This window comes from Pseudomonas sp. MH9.2, assembly GCF_034353875.1.
GTDB lineage: Bacteria > Pseudomonadota > Gammaproteobacteria > Pseudomonadales > Pseudomonadaceae > Aquipseudomonas.
Genome location: NZ_CP133784.1, coordinates 99,137 through 117,458 on the forward strand (window position 1 = coordinate 99,137; position 18,322 = coordinate 117,458).

The 18,322-nt window shown below is 53.7% G+C and carries 11 protein-coding genes and 4 pseudogenes; 12 read left to right on the forward strand and 3 right to left on the reverse strand.

Annotated elements, in window-relative coordinates:
* Positions 1-40: 40 nt before the first annotated feature.
* From RHM55_RS00430 to RHM55_RS00445, 4 genes are all read left to right on the forward strand, one after another.
* On the forward strand, positions 41-946 hold the full coding sequence (locus RHM55_RS00430; protein ID WP_322179010.1) for a glutamine amidotransferase family protein: 906 nt from the start codon (positions 41-43) through the stop codon (positions 944-946).
* Between the two features lie 10 nt (positions 947-956).
* On the forward strand, positions 957-1,640 hold the full coding sequence (locus RHM55_RS00435; protein WP_322179011.1) for a protein glxC: 684 nt from the start codon (positions 957-959) through the stop codon (positions 1,638-1,640).
* Positions 1,641-1,662: 22 nt separating this feature from the next.
* Entirely contained in the window at positions 1,663-2,985 is a 1,323-nt protein-coding gene (locus RHM55_RS00440; RefSeq protein ID WP_322179012.1) for an FMN-binding glutamate synthase family protein, read from the forward strand.
* 145 nt (positions 2,986-3,130) lie between these two features.
* A complete protein-coding gene (locus RHM55_RS00445; RefSeq protein ID WP_322179013.1) occupies positions 3,131-4,462 on the forward strand; it encodes an ammonium transporter in 1,332 nt (443 codons plus the stop codon).
* Between the two features lie 58 nt (positions 4,463-4,520).
* Here the strand turns inward: RHM55_RS00445 and RHM55_RS00450 are convergent, their stop codons facing one another.
* The gene (locus tag RHM55_RS00450) at positions 4,521-4,733 is read right to left on the reverse strand and encodes a DUF1059 domain-containing protein (protein WP_322183135.1); all 213 of its coding nucleotides are present in this window, start codon (positions 4,731-4,733) and stop codon (positions 4,521-4,523) included.
* Positions 4,734-5,700: 967 nt separating this feature from the next.
* Here RHM55_RS00450 and RHM55_RS00455 point away from each other — a divergent pair.
* The 3 genes and pseudogenes from RHM55_RS00455 to RHM55_RS00465 form a co-directional block, all read left to right on the forward strand.
* Positions 5,701-6,135, forward strand: a complete 435-nt coding sequence (locus RHM55_RS00455) for a GNAT family N-acetyltransferase (RefSeq protein ID WP_322179014.1) — start codon at positions 5,701-5,703, stop codon at positions 6,133-6,135.
* Between the two features lie 148 nt (positions 6,136-6,283).
* A pseudogene (locus tag RHM55_RS00460) lies at positions 6,284-6,763 on the forward strand (DNA/RNA non-specific endonuclease); the annotation flags it as partial.
* Between the two features lie 101 nt (positions 6,764-6,864).
* Positions 6,865-7,250, forward strand: a pseudogene (locus tag RHM55_RS00465) (DNA/RNA non-specific endonuclease); the annotation flags it as partial.
* Positions 7,251-7,333: 83 nt separating this feature from the next.
* Here the strand turns inward: RHM55_RS00465 and RHM55_RS00470 are convergent.
* Positions 7,334-8,299, reverse strand: a complete 966-nt coding sequence (locus RHM55_RS00470; protein WP_322179015.1) for an endonuclease — start codon at positions 8,297-8,299, stop codon at positions 7,334-7,336.
* 516 nt (positions 8,300-8,815) lie between these two features.
* Here RHM55_RS00470 and RHM55_RS00475 point away from each other — a divergent pair.
* From RHM55_RS00475 to RHM55_RS00495, 5 genes and pseudogenes are all read left to right on the forward strand, one after another.
* A pseudogene (locus RHM55_RS00475) lies at positions 8,816-9,142 on the forward strand (DNA/RNA non-specific endonuclease); the annotation flags it as partial.
* Between the two features lie 22 nt (positions 9,143-9,164).
* Positions 9,165-10,583 carry a gamma-mobile-trio recombinase GmtY gene (gene gmtY, locus RHM55_RS00480; RefSeq protein ID WP_322179016.1) on the forward strand — a complete coding sequence of 473 codons (1,419 nt, stop codon included), beginning with the start codon at positions 9,165-9,167 and terminating at the stop codon, positions 10,581-10,583.
* 316 nt (positions 10,584-10,899) lie between these two features.
* The gene (locus RHM55_RS00485; protein WP_322179017.1) at positions 10,900-13,614 is read left to right on the forward strand and encodes a VPA1269 family protein; all 2,715 of its coding nucleotides are present in this window, start codon (positions 10,900-10,902) and stop codon (positions 13,612-13,614) included.
* Positions 13,611-14,303 carry a gamma-mobile-trio protein GmtX gene (gene gmtX / locus RHM55_RS00490; protein ID WP_322179018.1) on the forward strand — a complete coding sequence of 231 codons (693 nt, stop codon included), beginning with the start codon at positions 13,611-13,613 and terminating at the stop codon, positions 14,301-14,303. The genes RHM55_RS00485 and gmtX overlap by 4 nt, the downstream gene beginning before the upstream one ends.
* Positions 14,304-14,496: 193 nt before the next feature.
* Entirely contained in the window at positions 14,497-17,538 is a 3,042-nt protein-coding gene (locus RHM55_RS00495) for a VPA1269 family protein (protein WP_322179019.1), read from the forward strand.
* Positions 17,539-17,650: 112 nt separating this feature from the next.
* Here the strand turns inward: RHM55_RS00495 and RHM55_RS00500 are convergent.
* Positions 17,651-18,313: pseudogene (locus RHM55_RS00500) on the reverse strand (IS3 family transposase); the annotation flags it as partial.
* Positions 18,314-18,322 lie beyond the last annotated feature (9 nt).

Consider the following 18,322-nt stretch of genomic DNA (forward strand, 5'->3'; position numbering starts at 1 on the left):
CTTTTGAATCAGGAACCGGCTGCCAAGCAGGAGAAAGTGTATGTGCGGAATCGTAGGTCTGTACTTGAAGAACCCGGTGCTGGAGTCCCAGCTCGGCAAGCTCTTCGAACCCATGCTGCTGTCGATGACCGACCGTGGCCCGGACAGCGCCGGCTTTGCCATCTATGGCGATGAAGTCGCGGATGGCTGGATCAAGCTGACATTGCAGGCGACCACAGAGGACCAGGACTGGAAGACCCTGATGGGCGAACTGGAAGGGCGCCTGGGTTGCTCCCTGGAGTGGTTCCAGAACGCGACCGCCGTGGTATTGAAAATCAAGACAGAAGAGGCGTTGGTCCGCAACGCGTTGGCCGAGCTGGCGCCGACCGTGCGCATCATGAGCGCCGGGCAGAGCATCGAGATCCTCAAGGGCATGGGCTTGCCGAAAGAGATCTCCGAGCGCTTCAACCTTAAAGGCATGAAAGGCAGCCACATCATTGGTCACACCCGCATGGCCACCGAAAGTGCTGTGACCATGGAAGGCAGTCACCCGTTTTCGACCGGCGCCGACCTATGCCTGGTGCACAACGGCTCGTTGTCCAACCACTTCCGTCTGCGCCAAGAGCTCAAGCGCGAAGGGATCGTGTTCCAGACCGAAAACGACACTGAAGTGGCGGCGGGTTACTTGGCCTGGCGCCTGCAACAGGGCGACTCGCTCAAGCAAGCCTTGGACAACTCCCTGGAAAACCTCGACGGCTTTTTCACCTTTGCCATTGGCACCCGCAACGGTTTCGCGGTGATTCGTGATCCGATCGCGTGCAAGCCCGCGATTTTGGCCGAGACCGATGACTACGTCGCCATGGCCTCGGAATACCAGGCGCTGTCCAGCCTGCCTGGCATCGAGAACGCCAAGGTCTGGGAACCAGCACCTTCAACCATGTACATCTGGGAACGCCAAAGCGCCTGAGGAGCACCGTATGAAAGCTATCGATCTATCTGTCAGTGAAGTACGCGAGCTCAATCAGGGGCTGCACGATCAGGCCAAACAATTGACTGATGCGGAGTGGGTCGTGACCCATTCCAATGGCAAACACAACCTCGCGGTGGGCGTCGATCAAGAGCTGTCCATCGATATTCAGGGTCACGCCGGTTACTACTGCGCAGGCATGAACAAGAAGGCCCACATCACCGTGCACGGCAACGTCGGCACCGGCGTGGCGGAAAACATGATGTCCGGTTCGGTGCGGGTCAAGGGCAGTGCCTCCCAGGCTGCTGGCGCCACCGCTCATGGCGGCTTGCTGGTGATCGAAGGCGACGCGGGTGCCCGTTGTGGCATCTCCATGAAAGGCATCGACATCGTGGTCGGCGGCAGCATTGGCCACATGAGCTGCTTCATGGGCCAGGCCGGACGCTTGGTGGTGTGCGGCGATGCAGGCGATGCCTTGGGTGATTCGCTGTACGAAACCCACATCTACGTGAAGGGGAAAGTGGAATCCCTGGGCTCGGACTGCATCGAGAAAGAGATGCGCGCTGAGCACCTGGAAGAACTGCAGGAACTGCTCAATCGTGCCGGTTTCGACCACAAGGCAGCCGATTTCAAGCGCTACGGCTCAGCCCGTCAGCTTTACAACTTCAAAGTCGATAACGCATCCGCGTATTAATTCGCGTATCAAGGAGTACACCATGAGCGACAAACCCACTCCGGTCCTGCGCGAATCCGCGACCTTCGACCGTCTGACCATTCAGGAAATCCAGCGTGCCGCCGAAACCGGCATCTACGACATTCGCGGGGGCGGTACCAAGCGCAAGCTGCCGCATTTCGATGACTTGCTGCTGCTGGGCGCCAGTGTTTCCCGCTACCCGCTGGAAGGTTATCGTGAAAAGTGCGGCACTGACGTAATCCTCGGCAATCGCTTCGCCAAGAAACCCCTGCACTTGAAAATCCCGATAACCATCGCGGGCATGAGCTTCGGTGCACTGTCGGCCAACGCCAAAGAAGCATTGGGCCGGGGCGCGACCATCGCCGGGACCAGCACCGCCACGGGTGATGGCGGTATGACCCCGGAAGAGCGCGGTCAGTCCGAGCAGCTGGTTTATCAGTACCTGCCATCGCGTTACGGCATGAACCCCGATGACCTGCGCAAGGCGGATGCCATCGAAATCGTCCTGGGGCAGGGCGCCAAGCCAGGTGGTGGCGGTATGTTGCTGGGGATGAAAGTCACCGAACGTGTCGCCGGCATGCGCACATTGCCCATCGGTGTCGACCAGCGCAGCGCCTGCCGTCACCCGGACTGGACTGGCCCGGACGACCTGGCGATCAAAATTGCAGAGATCCGTGAAATCACCGATTGGGAGAAACCGATCTACGTCAAAATCGGCGCCAGCCGTCCGTACTACGACGTCAAACTCGCGGTTAAAGCCGGTGCCGACGTGATCGTGCTCGACGGCATGCAAGGCGGTACCGCAGCGACTCAGGAAGTGTTCATTGAGCACGTTGGCATCCCGATTCTGCCGGCTATCCCGCAAGCGGTTCAGGCGTTGCAGGAAATGGGCATGCACCGCAAGGTGCAACTGATCGTCTCTGGCGGTATCCGCAACGGTGCCGACGTGGCAAAAGCCATGGCCCTCGGCGCTGATGCGGTGGCCATCGGTACGGCGGCGTTGATCGCACTGGGTGACAACCATCCGCGTCTGGACGAGGAATTGCGCAAGCTCGGCTCGGCGGCGGGGTTCTATGACGACTGGCAGAACGGTCGTGACCCGGCGGGCATCACCACTCAGGACCCGGAGCTGTCGAAGCGTCTGGATCCTGTGGAAGGGGGGCGTCACTTGGCTAACTACCTGCGAGTATTGGTCCTCGAAGCACAGACCATGGCCCGTGCCTGCGGCAAGTCACACCTGCACAACCTCGACCCCGAGGACCTGGTGGCCTTGACCGTCGAAGCCGCCGCCATGGCCCGCGTGCCATTGGCCGGGACCTCGTGGATACCGGGTCAAAAATACTGACTTTTCGACGCCGCCGTGATGGGCGGCGTTTTCTCTAGCTGCCAACGGGCACAGATCCGTATGCACCGCGAGCCTGCAGGGCCTCGCGATCCCTCTTTCTGCCAGTCCCTTGTGTCGACTTCCCTGTTTATGGAGCTTGCTGACTATGATTTCTGACTCGTTTATACGACCTCTTTCAAGGACGACCCTGGCGCTGCTCGCATTGAGCTTGTCGCCATTGGCCTCGGCAGCCGACGTTACTCTGGACACCGGCACCACCGCCTGGATGATGACCGCGACGATGTTCGTGTTGTTGATGTGTATTCCGGGCCTGGCGTTGTTTTATGGCGGCATGGTCCGGGCCAAGAACTTTCTTTCGGTGTTCACCCAGTTGTTCGCGGTCGCTGGCGTGATCGGCGTGCTGTGGGTGGTCTACGGCTACAGCATCGTCGTTGATGCGACGGGGATGGTCGCTGGTGAAGTCAATCTGCACAGCTTCATCGGCGGCTTGAGCAAGGTATTCATGCTCGACATGACCCATGACAGTCTGGTGGGCAACATTCCCGAAGGCGTCTACAGCGTGTTTCAGATGTCCTTTGCGATCATCACGCCGGCGCTGATTGCCGGTGGTTTCGCCGAACGCATGAAGTTCAGCGCGGCCGTGGCGTTTATGGCGCTGTGGTTCACCTTCGTCTATGCGCCTATCGCACACATGATCTGGGGCGGACCTGGGGGGTTGATGGTCAACTGGGGCGTTCTGGATTTCGCCGGCGGCACTGCGGTGCATATCAATGCGGGCGTTGCGGCGCTGGCGGCGTGCCTGGTACTGGGCAAGCGCAAAGGTTACCCGAACCTTGCCATGCCCCCGCATAACCTGGGCTTCACCCTGATGGGGGCCGGTTTGCTGTGGGTTGGCTGGTTCGGCTTCAACATTGGTTCGGGCGCTGCGGTGAATACTGGCGCGGGTATCATCATGCTCACGACCCAAGTCGCAGCCTGCGCAGGTGTTGTCGGCTGGATGCTCACCGAAACCCTGATTCATGGCCGTCCCAGTGCCTTGGGCGCGGCATCCGGTGCTTTGGCCGGTCTTGTCGGCATCACCCCAGCCTGTGCCTATGTTGGTCCGGCGGGCGCCATTGCAATAGGCTTGATCACCGGCGCGGTGTGTTTCTTCGGCGTCAGCCAGCTCAAGCAGAAACTGGGTTATGACGACACGCTGGACGTGTTCAGTCTGCACGGCATCGGCGGAATCGTCGGCGCACTACTGACCGCAGTATTCGCGTCTCCTTCGTTGGGCGGTTATGTCGAGAACCTGGACATCGGTGCTCAGCTACTGACCCAATTGAAGGGCGTCAGCTTCACCTTCGTTTACTGCTTTGTCGTGAGCATGACCCTCCTCAAAGTGCTGGAGTGGACCATAGGCCTGCGTGCCAGCGAAGAGAATGAAACGATGGGGCTTGACCTCGCGGAGCATGATGAGCGGGCGTATAACGTTTAATTGATAGAGGTAGTCGAAACGCCTCACGGAGTGGGGCGTTTTGACAAGGTGCCAAAGGCTACGCGTGACGTGGTGATTCAACAGGCGGTGTGCCGTCGTGAAATAGAGTCTTCAGTTGTGCGCGTAACTCCGGTGAATCGGTATGCTTATGAACAGTGACCGCATGCTGTGCAGCCGCCTCAAGCAATTCTTTTTCAGAGTCTGCGGATAGCGCGATCGAGCAGTTGATTTCGCTCGGGAATTCGCGGCAATCGATGTATTTGCGGGCCATGATGTTCTCCTCATAAGAAGGCAGGCCAAGAAGCCTGCGTGAACGACCGCTCGACACATTGCGCGGAATACATTGAACACGACTGCGCGTGGCATCAAGCGTAATCATTTTTAAAGTATAGAGCGGGTGCCAAGTTTGGGTTTCTTGAAGAGACAGGAGGCGTTCACCCAACATTTGAGTTGGCTATTCGAGGACGGAAATAAGGTTTAAAAAAACGAAAGCCGCTACGTGTAAGCCTTGGGCGCGGCGCGGCGCGGCCGTGGGTGGACAGTCCACCCTCTGCGCAAGGTCTCAATGGGCATAAACAATCTTCCTGAGAATCGCTTGGCGCACTACGAAAAAGCCCGCACATGGCGGGCTTTGAAAATCAAGTAGGTGGCCGGCGCTGGTCTCCGGCTTACAAGGTTTATCAGGCCTCTCACAGAAAAGTTTTGTGCCTTTCTGCTTCACACGGCGTAAGGGCTGGATCTCAGCGCGGAGATCTTTCTAACCGTGTACCCTTCGGAACGCGCCCCACGTTTCCTTGCTATCCTCTTGCGCATCAGTCTGCGTCTTCACCTACAACTTCAGAATAGCAAAAAGTCCTAAGCGTTAGCCGGATTTTTTAGAACGATTTTGATCCGGGGGAAGGGGGGCAAGATGGAAAACTACTATCCCGCGAGACTGCGGCGATATCTCGGCCTATGACGGGGCCGTGGAAGACTATCCGAAGGGATGAAAATGACGTTGACTGATGAAAGGTTGGTCAGGATAGCAATGGCCAATCCAATAAACGCTCAAATTACCTCACGCTTGCCTTCACTCGGTTTGAGTCAGTCCATGCCGCGAGCCTGGACTGGCTCTCGGGAGCTGCGATTTCAGCGCTGTGCCTTCAGATGTATGTTGGGAGAGTGGTCGTTTGGGAAACGTCTGAGTTGTTTCTGCTAGTCTGCCAAGCCCGGAAATTAGCAAAGCCAGGCTCAACCCTATGATCAATATCCGTGTCATGACTATGGACGATTACGATGCCGTCATCGACCTCATGAAGCGTACTCCAGGCATCTCCTTTCGTGCAGCGGACTCTCGTGAATCGACCTCGAGTTATTTAGAACGAAATCCCGGGATGAGCTTCGTTGCTGAAGCCGGAACCGCTCTTTGCGGTTGCATCATGTCTGGACACGACGGCCGCAGAGGATATTTGCAGCATTTGATTGTCCTTCCCCAGTATCGGCGTCAAGGCATAGCAAACGCGTTGGTGGAGCGCTGTCTTTCAACTCTTGAGAAACACGGAATACTTAAATGTCATCTCGACGTGTTCAAGACAAATACGACAGCTGCTGACTATTGGCACAGCCAAGGTTGGCAGCTTAGGTCTGATATCGATCGGTATTCGTTTACCCGATCAAATAATGAGAACGCATGATCGAGTAGACCGAACCAGAATCAGTCGTGTGATAAAGGATATTGAAAACATGCTCGCCGCAGCATAATCAGAACCGCTTCCCCTCAAGCCCCGTGACTCGGGGCTTTGTCGTAAGTATCCTCCTCAATCCAATTCGAAGATGTTAAGCATGAACCTACGCAAAATTGCAGTGGGGCTGTCGGCCCTTATTTTGTTCACGACGGGTGCGGCAGAAGCTCGCAGCCTGCTGGACTTCATCAACCCGCCCAGCCAGCATCAAGAGCAAGGGCATCGCTCTGGCTCAATCAGCCAGAGCGTGGCGATTGACCTCTATTCAAGCAAAGAGAAACAGGCATCGTTTGATGGGTGTGCCGACCTGTTCCCGGCAGCCAAGCCGATAAGCATGGCTACTGTGCCAGCAGCGATGAAGCCTTTGGCCCTGTGTTCCGACAACTTTGCGGTGCTGTACTCGCAAACCAGCAAGACGCCGATGGTTGTAGTTGAGCGCCTTAATTCAGCCCAGCTAAATGATGCCAAGGGAGAGGAACGAACCAATCAGTTCTATCCGGACCCACGTATTCCCAAGAGCGGGCGGGCAGAGTTGAGTGACTACCGTGGCCAACATCCGGCAGTGGATCGTGGTCACCAACAAAACCCGGTGAAAAGTATACTCAACGCTTAAGTGCGTACCTCTCCATTGAGTACTAATACTCAATTTCGCATACTCGATCCAATTCGAAGATTTAAAGCATGTACCTACGCAAAATTGTAGTTGGGCTGTCGGCCCTTGTTTTGCTCTCCACCGGGCGCAACCCCGCAGTCTGCTTGATTTCCTCAAAGCGCCCGCCCAGCACCAGGAGCACGTGTCCCGCTCGGGCTCGATCAGCCAGGGCGCGGCCTTGGCACTCTATTCAAACAAACAGAAACAGACCTCGTTTGACGGCTGTTCCGAGCTATTCCCGGCCACCAAACCGATCAACACGGCGACCGTGCCTGCCGCGATGAAACCTCTTGCTCTGTGCTCTGATAACTTCGCGGTGCTGTACTCACAAGTCAGCAAGACACCGTTGGTGGTGGTCGAACGGCTTAATGCAACCCAATTGCAGGACGCCAAAGGGGAGGAGCTCAGCAACGAGCTGAGCGCCTACGTGGAAGGTGGTTTTGCCAAAAGCATTGAGCACGCCTAGCGCCGTGCCCGCATCCTTCCCACAAGGAGCAACTATTTGCAGTTGCCAGCCTTTCGATAACCAGCCGCCTGTGCCGCGGATTCAGAATCAAAAGATATTTGGTTTTTCGCAGACACCTGACTATAACCAGGGCACCCCATTGAGAGGTGGTAGACCTGGCTTTTCCGGTTGCCAATGATAGAACCTACTCCGCTCGCGCTTGCTAGGGTTGGCTGGACTGGTGCCCTCTGAGGACTAACTGGAATGGCGCTAACTACCCCATCCCCAACCGCTTTGTATCCATGCGACCATCGACGCTCGCCAGTTACGAATGGATTGGAGTGCCCCATGATTGCTGCAATGCGTTTATCCCGCTCTTTCTCCCACGCCGAAACCGGGTACTGCTTGTCCCAGGCCATCAGTAGTTGTTGCTGTTGACGAGACATACTGAGGTTGTATCTGTCGAACATGTAAAAGGTTGTCCTGGCGACCAGTCCTTTCACCTCGTCACGTGGTTCTGCAGCACGTTGATCGAAATCAACCCGCGTCTTACATTGCCCATACTGCGGCGCTACGCCGGTGGCCATACCATAGTTGAAATTGCTACGGTCGCCATTCACCTCACCTACAGATGGATAGAGGTTAAAAAGGTTGGCCTCCATCGCTCGAAAAACTGGGTCATCGTCTACGCAATGCTCTCGACCACCGTTCTTCCAACATTGGCGTTGGTTACCGAATGTCCAGGCTGGAACTATGTGTTCCCACTCAGTGCGCTCTGCCCGATTCTCTTGCTTTCTGGCCTTAAGGCCGCATGACTCAGCATCGATACGACCACCTGATTTGCCAACCCACGTCCATTTGCAGCCGCAATACAACTCGCCCATGGAGCTGTTCGCCTGGTCTAGGTAAATTTTCTGTTTCGCTACGACCTTAGCTTCGGAAAAGGTCGATGGAGGGCTTGAGAAGGCGGAGGTAATTACAAAGAGAGCCAGCGTTACTACAGACAGCAATTTTTTCATTGGAAAGCATTAGCAAATTAGGGGAGGCGCATTGTACGCACGATGCCCCACGCCCATCGCAGCATTTTTCAGTTAAACGCAGTCTCCATAAATGCCTCCAGCGCCTTGTCTTCCAGTATCTCGATAGAGATGCGTAATTGCATGGATTTGACCACCCATTTGCATTGCCACTGACCAGTAGTTTGCATTCGACTTGACCTATACACGCCGTCGTGACGACCGGCAGAGAACGGCCGATTCTGTTGAAAAAGTCGGACTTTCAGCTGGCCCGAACTCAGGCACGACCACCACTGAAGAACCTACTCACTGTTGAGGCCGATGCCGAATTGACCCAGGTGCCGACGCACGACTGTCCCACCTCCAAATTGGCACAAACCCTGCGAAGGCAATGTTTTTCGAGGAATCAGGCTGGGTCACTAACATCTCGGCAACTGGGTCATTTCGGCGTCAGCGTCAACACCCATCAAAGCTTCATACCTGTATTATCCGTCCTAACTTTCTTTAGGCCCCAGATCGCAAGACCCCACCAACAATCGGAAGATCTGGAGCAAGGTCGAGGCTGATGTGAGGAAGTTCGTCAAGCGCGCCAAGGGCAATGTCTTTGTCTTTACCGGCTCGTTGTTTGACCCGGGCCACACCACCATTGGCGACAACAAGGTCTGGGTGCCGACCCGCCTGTTCAAACTGGTCTATGATGATTCATCTAAGCGGGCTTGGGCCTACGTGCTACCCAATGCGGAAGCCCGGATTGAGAGACCGATGGACTATGCCACGTTCGTGAAAACTACGGGGCTTAATCTATTGGACAATCTTCCCGTATACGGCTCGGTTAATCGCTCCTGAGCGTCGAGAGGCCATTGTCTTAATGATCAATACGGAGACTGTTGTCGTTCAAGACAAAATTCGTGCTTGTACGCCCACGATATTGCTCATTGTGGGCGTTTCTCCTTTTCAGCCGTTGTTGGAATTCTTTCGGGAAAGATGTCTGTCTATTTCGGCCGAGCGTACCTACGCCCAAGCAGTTGGTCGGTTCATTGAGTGGTTGTCCATTCGTACGGATGAATTCAAAGAGACATCGAAACGTAGTCTCCTGTACACCGCATTCGTGTATGACCTACGTTTCGGTACCTATCAGGACGGTCACGATGCCCATGGTCTCCACTGGTCGCCCACCACTCATCAGAATCTGAAGCGACTGACTCGAGCGCTATTGGAGTTTACTGACTGGCTCAGTGAGCGCTATGGCGCCATGATGCTGAACCCGATTCATCACCAAGCTTCATTTACTGATCAGCTTATATTCTGGCGCAAATGGGACAATAAGAAAGCCAGCTCTCTATTGGCTAGCATTAAGAGTCGTCCTGGATCAGCTTTTGAAGCTATGGCCGGGCGACAGGCTGGCATTCCAAGGAGCCGAAACGATGTTTTGCCAGAGGCAAAAGCCTACCCTAGCGAGTGCATAGACGACTTGCTTTGGTGTGGATTTATTAACCCAGGAAAACAGAACGACCCGCGTCCTTGGGTGAAATATAACCTGCGAGACATTCTGATCACTCTGCTTTGCGCCTATGGAGGGTGTCGAGCCTCGGAACCTCTCCATCTCTGGGCGGATGACGTCTTCGTAGACCCGAGCGCCTCTGACATGGCTCTGGTTCTGATACATGAGCCTAGTGATGGAATGGTCTGTTACACAGACCCTATTAGCGGCAATCAACTTAAAACTTCTAGAGGAGATTTCCTGCAACGCTTCTGCTCAGGACGAAAGCCTCTCACTTTAGAAACAGGGCGCAGGCATGCTGGCTGGAAAGGGTGCTTGCTTACCCATGCAGAACGAAAGGCTTTTCAGGTGTTCTGGATTGATAAGAATGCTGGGCGCCTTTTTTTAACTCTGTGGCGACTTTACATTCAGCATGTTCGGCCCGTTACACCGCGAGCGCCTTGGGCCTTTCTCACGAAGGATGCTCAGCCACTTGGGGTCAAGGGATTTGACGATTCATTCAGGGCCGCAGTTCGACGTGCCGACCTGATACCCGCCAAATGGGCTGGTACTTCGAGTCATGGACTGCGGCACCGCTATGGTCAATGGCTCAATGAGCTTGGGTTGGGCGATAAGGAAGGCCAAGTCGCCATGCATCACCTGAACGCTAAAAGCCAAGAGGTTTATCGTCAAATGAGCTTGGCTCAGGTAGCTGATGCCATTGACCGGCGGCTGTCAGTTTCGACCTTGCCATTTTTCAAGGAAAGCGAATCAAGGATAGCGAATGCCCCAGATATGCCAACTTGACCAATATACTACCGTTGTCAGTGAACTAACGGGCCGAACCGTGTACATCAACGATTCAATGGACCAGTATTTGATCTCACCTGACATAGATTTATGCAAGGTTGCAGTGGTCGTTGCTGACTGGCAGGCGAGAGTCAAGGCAACTCAACCTAGTGATTGGCCACCGCTTCGTATGTACTCCGCGGTGGCTGAGCTTGCAGATTGCTGCACTCGTGAGGCCTTGTCTAGAGCCTTGCACACAGTTCTTGTGACTGAGTATCGAGACCTTTTGCACTCCAGCTCGGTAGTAAGTTGTGAGTCGCTTCTGGTTACACTAATGTTGCAGCTCTGGTCTTGTGGTGCAGTAGCCTGGCCGGTCATGGAGCAAGTCCCATTCGGCAATATTCCGCTTATGTTAAAAAACGCGGGCTTCACCGAGGGGCCCTTATCCTATCTAACCACAATTCGCGCATACCTCAACCGAGGAGGCAGCGATGACCCAACCACTTTTCGATTCGTGCTCGACCAGATCCTGTCTCGAGTTGGAATTGTCACCATTGGTGACCTAACCCCCAAAACGTTCTACCTCAGCGAAGAACGAAGCCGGAAGGGAAAGTTACGCTCGCTCGGTATACAGGCTGTATTGAGCGTTGTACGCGATGAGCATTATAAGCAAACCATCGGCTGGACACCCGAAGACTTCGGGTTCCTCCAAGCCAATTTGGCCCGCATGGTTCGGGATGATAACTTCACCTGGCTGATTTCGAAAGATCCTGCGATGACCGAGTGGGCCAAGTTGGGCATTGAGCACCTACAGACCAATCCGACTAACTTCTATTCGCGAAAGTGGGCCGTAAAACATTTTCTGGATTACTACTTGGAGCATCCTGAGCTTCCACGTAATCCCGCTGAATATTTTGACATTCGGCTCCGGCCGGCGGCACTGTTTAATATCCCGGGACGAAAGGGTCTTAAATCCATGCCGGTCATTTATGAATTTCTCAATCAGGTGTTGTTCAAGGTCTGTGCTCTGCCAGGCCATAATGAAGTACCAATTTTGATGCCCGGCTTTGCAAATCCACTTCCCAAGCCAAGTTACAAGAGCACAAATTTAGGTGAGACGCACCGTGAAGCAATGCCAACTCGACTAATTAGCCTCGCTATGCATATTCTGATGGATAACGATTTTGCGTGGGCGAAAGAAGTGGGTCGCATTAAGGATGTCTTCCGCCGACTCAATCCCGAAACTGGAGAGTTTGAGACTATATGGAGCCCTATACGGGTTTATGCAATTCTCATGAAACTCCTGCTGCCAGCCCGAACCTACCAAGTTCGGATGCTTGATAGTGGTGAGGGGGATACCTATCGCTATCGAGGTGATGGGATGTGGGAGACGAACATGCGCGCCCTCCATCCATCCGCTAGCGGAGAACTCGTAGAGCGCGGAGTATTCCGGCGATATACCCGAAAAGACGGGAGTGAAGGTGCGATATTTTACTTCAATACGAACAAGACGGCTGATATAGATAGTAGTGTGATGGGCTATGTTATGCGTTGGGAAAAGAAGGACGCGTTGCAATTGCTAGTTGAGCTAAGAAACTGGCAGGAGAAGTTCAATCCAGTAAAAGGGCCCTCCGCGTGGTCAGACCTTACTGAACTGAAAAAAGTAAAACATTCCGATGAGTTGTTGAAAATTGGGTCTAGTTTCTTTTTGTTTCGAGACCCTGCCAATATAAAGCGCCCGGATTTACCGGTAACCGACGTTCGAGTACGCGGGCTTTGGCTGAAGCTAATGGAGGAGATGGAAAAGCGACTGGCAAATGCTGGTGAGACTTTGAGCGATGGAAATCCAATTCGCATTATTTCAACTAGAGACAAAAAAACAGGGCAGCCCTCGTCAGCCGTTTTTGACCTGCACAGCCTTAGAGTGTCGATTATTACTGCTATGTACGAAGAAGGTGTTCCACCTGAATACCTAATGAAAATTGTAGGTCATGCTACAGTATTGATGACGCTCTACTATACGAAGCTCAGTGCGGAAACATTGAGCCTTCGGATAGATGAAGCGCTGATAGAGCATCAACGCAAGTCACAGTCAGAAATGGCTGGCTTCATCAAGCGAGCTAGCCGACAAGAACTGGAGGACGCCTTCGCCTTCCGACACCCTTCGGCTCTGGATGCGGCGGCAAGCGGCACCGGAGTCGGCTTGCTGGTCATGGATCATGGCATCTGCCCTGTATCTGCGAGCCGCTGCCATGAAGGGTTGGCGGTTTGCGACCCCGCAAAGAGTGTCACCCGTTTTCAGGCTGTACCGGGTGGTGCGACTAATTGTTCTCGCTGTCGATTTTTCATGACTGGCCCTGCATTCCTGATTGGACTGGAGGCTCATGTAAACGACTTGGCTTATCGCCTCAAGAAGGCATCGTTTGCCTTCGAGAAGACCCAGGAGAAATTTGACGCATTGGCCGATGCCTACGCAGCCGCTCTTGACGAAGGCGAGCCATTCCATCGGCAGCGGGAGTTAGAGATTGCCGAGTGTGCTTTTGAATCAGCTACAACTGAGGTTGATAACATTGCTTTGAGTCTGCAAGCCGCTTACGCGCTGACTGAGCAATGCATCCGCATTAGTGCGCAGGACAGGGGCAACGGTTTGTCATTAGTTGTAGTTGGTGGCACAGGCCAATTGGAGGCGGTATTGTCAGAAGGGCATGAGTTTGAACAGCTCAACCGTATCTGCGTGAATGCAACCCTGTTCGATGGATTGAACATCAACTGGCAACAGCCTAATTTGGAACGGGCACGGTTATTTGACCGGATGCTGCGCAATTCCGGTCACGAGTCCCGATTCTTTTTATTGAATGATGAAGACGCCTTGCACGTAGCCAACGCCATGGCGCAATTTCTCTATGCTCGTTTGGATGCCAGCACCGTTCATGCATTGGTAGACGGACGCACCACGCTGCGTGCAGTTGGCTTGGAGGAAGCTTTCGTCTCCCAGTTGGATAACCTAAAACCCAGTACTTTTGCCACAAACATCTTGGGGCTAGCATGACACTAAATCATCAAGCCACAACAACAGATATTCTAAAAAACGCTCGTCAACTATACAAGGCCCACCGCGCCGCAACCAATAAGGCTTCCAAGGCCGAAAATTTAGATAGGGTGTGGGAAGTTCTGGAAACTATCCGTGATGAAGGTTTTCGGGATTATTCCTTAGCTGAAATTGGGCGCCGATTGGAGAGAGTTGGCGGGCCGAAGACTCAAAGCCTGCGGAATTCACAAGGTTCCGATTACCGTGAGATTATTTCAGCATACGCTCATGCCGTCAGCGGCTCGACTCGGTATGTAGCAAAAACAAAATCGAACCTAGAACAGGCTCTTGAACTTATCACTGACCCCAGTATTAGAGCAACTATTCGTATTGCGCTTGATGAGGCCAAGAGATTAAAGGTCGTCAATGACAATCTCCACGCAGCTTTTAAGGCGCTTAAAGTAGGTACGACATTAGTGCCTCAGGCGTCAGTCGATACTGTGCCAGCGTTGCTTGCTCCAATCCAAGAATCAAAAAGTCTGTCTCCCAGATTTCTTAGAGCCTTGCGCAAAGGGATTGATAGTACTCGACTGGCCCAGCAAGGGTTACATGTGGGTGAGGAGGGAGGTATTGAAAACGAGCATGGTGACAAGATTTTCCCGCCGGCTTTTGTTTTTGCCATCCAGGCGTTACTCGGCCAAAACGAGTAGGCATAAAAAAAGCTTTAGCGTCAGACGTTGTGCGGGATATGAAGAAGGTCGCTTTATAGAAGTCAATTATTCCGGCGCTTTGAGCAATGCATCACTTGAGCGCCCAAACATTATCGATGGATGAGCTTGCTTAGGTATATTTTGCTATCAATCCGCTGCTGGTTTCGGCCATGCCTCAAGTCAAGGAAAGCGAATGAACCAGATTTGCCAGCTTGATCAGTATTCTGCAGTTGTCAGTGAGCTTACTGGCCGAACTGTGTACATCAACGACTCGATGGACCGGTACTTGATTTCACCCGAAGTGGACCTTAGTAAGGTTGCAATAGCCGCAACTGATTGGCAGAAAAGAGTCGAAGCTGTTCGCCCTCGCGTGTCGCCTGGACTGTGCTCGGCTGTGGCTGCGCTTATAAATTGCAGTACTCGAGAGGCCGTGGCCAGCGCCTTGCACGTAGTTCTTGTTGATGAGTTTCGAGACCGCAAGGCCAACGCTTCTGTAACACGGTGCCAGCCTTTAATGGTCACACTGATGTTGCAGCTCTGGTCTTGTGGTGCTGTCGCCTGGCCGGTCAAAGAACAGGTGCCGTTTGCCTCCCCGACTCTGAACCTGAACAATCCAGGATTGACCGAGCAACCCTTGTCCTACCTGACGAGAATTCATGAATACCTCAAACGAAGCAAGAGCCAGGGGACGGCCAATTTTCAGTTCATCCTCGACCAGATCCTGTCCCGAGTCGGGATTGCCGGCATCGGCGACCTAACACCTAAAACGTTCTATCTTAGTGAGGACCGCAGTCGGCTAAACAAGATGCGTGGGCCTGGAATTCAGGGCGTACTGAGCGTTTTACACGATGAGCATTATGAGCGAACCATTGACTGGACCCCCGAAGACTTTGGGTTCCTCCAAGCCAAGATGGGCCACCTGGCTCGGGATGACAACTTCACCTGGCTGGTCTCGAAAGATCCTGCGATGGACGAGTGGGCGAAGTTGGGCATTGAGCACCTGCAGTCCTATACGACGAATTTCCGTAAACGCAAGTCGTCTATCAACAATTTTCTGAAGCACTATCTGGAGCACCCTGAGCTTCCACGCAATCCCGCTGAGTACTTCGACATTGAGCACCGACCAACAGCATTGTTTCACTTCCCAGGAAACAAGGGGCGCCAAACCATGGGAGTCATCAATGAGTTTCTGAGTCAGGTTTTGTTCAAGGTATGTGTTCTGTCAGATCACAACGAAGTGCCCATTTTAATGCCCGGTTTTGCAAACCCACTCCCCAAACTGAGTTACAAGAATGTAAATCAATGCGAAACACACCGGGAAGCAATGCCAATTCGGCTGATGAGTCTTGCAAGGCACATTCTGACGGAAAATGATTTTGCCTGGGCGAAAGAGTCAGGCCGTATCACGGATGTTTTCCGCCGATTCAACCCCGAAACTGGAGAGTTTGAGACCGTGTGGAGCCCTGTACGGGCTTTTGCGCTCCTCGTTAAACTCCTGCTGCCTACTCGAACCTATCAGCTTCGGATGCTTGATAGCGGAGAGGGGGATTTCTATCGCTATCGGGGTGACGGGACGTGGGAAGCGAATCTGGGGGTCCACCGCCCAACCGCTGATGGAAAGTCTATAGGGTGCGGAGTATTCCGGCGGTATACACGGAAAGACGGAAGCGAAGGTGCGCTATTTTACTTCAATACGAACAAGACGGCCGATGTTGATAGCCTAGTGAAGGGCTATGTTATGCCCTGGGAAAAGAAGGATGTCCTACAACTGCTGGTTGAGCTGAGAGACTGGCAAGAGGAGTACAACCCTCTCAAAGGGCCTACAGCGTGGTCCGACATTGTCGAATTGAAGAAGGTCAAGCATGCCGATGATTTGGCTAAGATGGGGTCTAACTTTTTCCTGTTCAGAGACCCGGCCAACGGACATCGTCCTGATCTGCCGGTAACCGACATTCGAATACGTGGGCTGTGGCTGAAGCTCATGGATGAAATGGAGCGTCGTCTGATAAAGTCTGATGATGCGCTTAGCAATGAAGCCAATGTCAAATTGATACTGACCCGTGAAAGGGGCCAGCCCACGTCGGCTGCATTTGACCTGCATAGTATGCGAGTATCGGTTATTACTGCGATGTACGAAGCGGGAATGCCGCCGGAATACTTGATGAAGATCGTTGGCCACGCTACGGTGCTGATGACCCTTTACTACACAAAACTCGATACTGAAACAATGAGTCTTCGGATGGATGAAGCTCTTTTGGAGCGTCAACGTAAGTCGCAAACCGAAATGGCTGGCTTCATCAGTCGAGCGAGCCGACAGGAACTGGAGCAGGCCGTCGCCTTCCGACACCCTTCGGCGCTGGATGCTGCGGCAAGCGGCACCAGCGTCGGCCAGCTAGTCATGGATCATGGCATCTGCCTAGTATCCGCCCGCCGTTGTCATGAAGGTTTGGCGATCTCCGACCCAACTACGGGTGTTACCCGTTTCCAGGCTGTACCGGGCGGTGCGACCAATTGTTCTCGCTGTCGATTTTTCATGACTGGCCCGGCATTCCTGGTTGGACTGGAGGCCCATGTAAACGACTTGGCTTATCGCCTCAAGAAGGCATCGTTTGCCTTCGAGAAGACCCGGGAGAAATTTGACGCATTGGCCGATGCCTACGCCGCCGCTCTTGACGATGGCGAGCCATTTCAGCGGCAGCGGGAGCTAGAGATTGCCGAGTGTGCTTTTGAATCAGCTACAGCGGAGGTTGATAACATTGCTTTGAGTCTGCAAGCCGCTTACGCGCTGACTGAGCAATGCATCCGCATTAGTGCGCAGGACAGGGGCAACGGTTTGTCATTAGTAGTAGTTGGCGGCACAGGCCAATTGGAGGCGGTATTGTCAGAAGGGCATGAGTTTGAACAGCTCAACCGTATCTGCGTGAATGCAACCCTGTTCGATGGATTGAACATCAACTGGCAACAGCCTAATTTGGAACGAGCACGGTTATTTGACCGGATGCTGCGCAATTCCGGTCACGAGTCCCGGTTCTTTCTATTGAATGATGAAGACACCTTGCATGTAGCCAACGCCATGGCGCAATTTCTCTATGCTCGTTTGGATGCCAGCACCGTTCATGCATTGGTAGACGGACGCACCACGCTGCGTGCAGTTGGCTTGGATGTAGCCTTCATGTCCCAATTGGATAAGCTAGAGCCCAAGACTCTCGGCACCCAAGGCGCATCAATACCGTAATCTTTTGGCCGATTTCTACCTTTCGTGAGGCTGCAATCGACCTGCAATTACTTGTTTGTTGGCGCCGACGCCGAATTGACCCAGCGGGGATGCGGACAAAAACTTGGACTGGTTATGCCGCGAAGCCCAGGCTTTCACGATACTCAATGGGACTGAGCGCGCCGAGGGAAATCTTTATACGTTTTTCGTTGTACCAGCGAATGTATGAATCCAAGGCCTGAATGAACTGCTCGATGCTCGTTGACTGCCAGTTGCGAGGATAGAACAGTTCCGTTTTCAGTCGGCCGAAGAAACCTTCACAAGCCGAGTTGTCTGGTGAGCAACCTTTGCGCGACATCGAACGAATCAGCTTCGCATCAGCGATGCGCGATAACCAGCCGGGCCAGCGGTAGTGAGCGCCACGATCGGAGTGAACAACAGGCCGTTTATCGTTGCTGGCCACCGTTTCGATAGCGGCATCCAGCATCGTGTTCACAAGCTCGGCGTCGGGACGCGTGCCGATCGACCAACTGATTACCTTCCCATCGAAGCAGTCGATCATGGGGGACAGGTACACCTTGCCTGCCGGGATCTGGAACTCCGAGATGTCGGTCAGCCATTTCTCATTCGGAGCTAGGGCCGTGAAGTCGCGGTTGAGGAGGTTTTCCGGCGCCGGACTGATCTCCCCGAGGTAGGAACCGTATCGACGCCGTTTCGGCTTGGCGACGACTAGGCACTCCTGCTTCATCAAGCGCTGCACCACCTTCTCTGAAAGGCGCACACGCTGCCTGCTCAACTAAGCTCG

Bases quoted from the DNA above. Each gene is read 5' to 3' on its own strand.
- RHM55_RS00430 (WP_322179010.1), top strand. From the start codon at position 41: ATGTGCGGAATCGTAGGTCTGTACTTGAAGAACCCGGTGCTGGAGTCC.
- RHM55_RS00435 (WP_322179011.1), top strand. From the start codon at position 957: ATGAAAGCTATCGATCTATCTGTCAGTGAAGTACGCGAGCTCAATCAG.
- RHM55_RS00440 (WP_322179012.1), top strand. From the start codon at position 1,663: ATGAGCGACAAACCCACTCCGGTCCTGCGCGAATCCGCGACCTTCGAC.
- RHM55_RS00445 (WP_322179013.1), top strand. From the start codon at position 3,131: ATGATTTCTGACTCGTTTATACGACCTCTTTCAAGGACGACCCTGGCG.
- RHM55_RS00450 (WP_322183135.1), bottom strand. From the start codon at position 4,733: ATGGCCCGCAAATACATCGATTGCCGCGAATTCCCGAGCGAAATCAAC.
- RHM55_RS00455 (WP_322179014.1), top strand. From the start codon at position 5,701: ATGATCAATATCCGTGTCATGACTATGGACGATTACGATGCCGTCATC.
- RHM55_RS00470 (WP_322179015.1), bottom strand. From the start codon at position 8,299: ATGAAAAAATTGCTGTCTGTAGTAACGCTGGCTCTCTTTGTAATTACC.
- gmtY (WP_322179016.1), top strand. From the start codon at position 9,165: ATGATCAATACGGAGACTGTTGTCGTTCAAGACAAAATTCGTGCTTGT.
- RHM55_RS00485 (WP_322179017.1), top strand. From the start codon at position 10,900: ATGTTGCAGCTCTGGTCTTGTGGTGCAGTAGCCTGGCCGGTCATGGAG.
- gmtX (WP_322179018.1), top strand. From the start codon at position 13,611: ATGACACTAAATCATCAAGCCACAACAACAGATATTCTAAAAAACGCT.
- RHM55_RS00495 (WP_322179019.1), top strand. From the start codon at position 14,497: ATGAACCAGATTTGCCAGCTTGATCAGTATTCTGCAGTTGTCAGTGAG.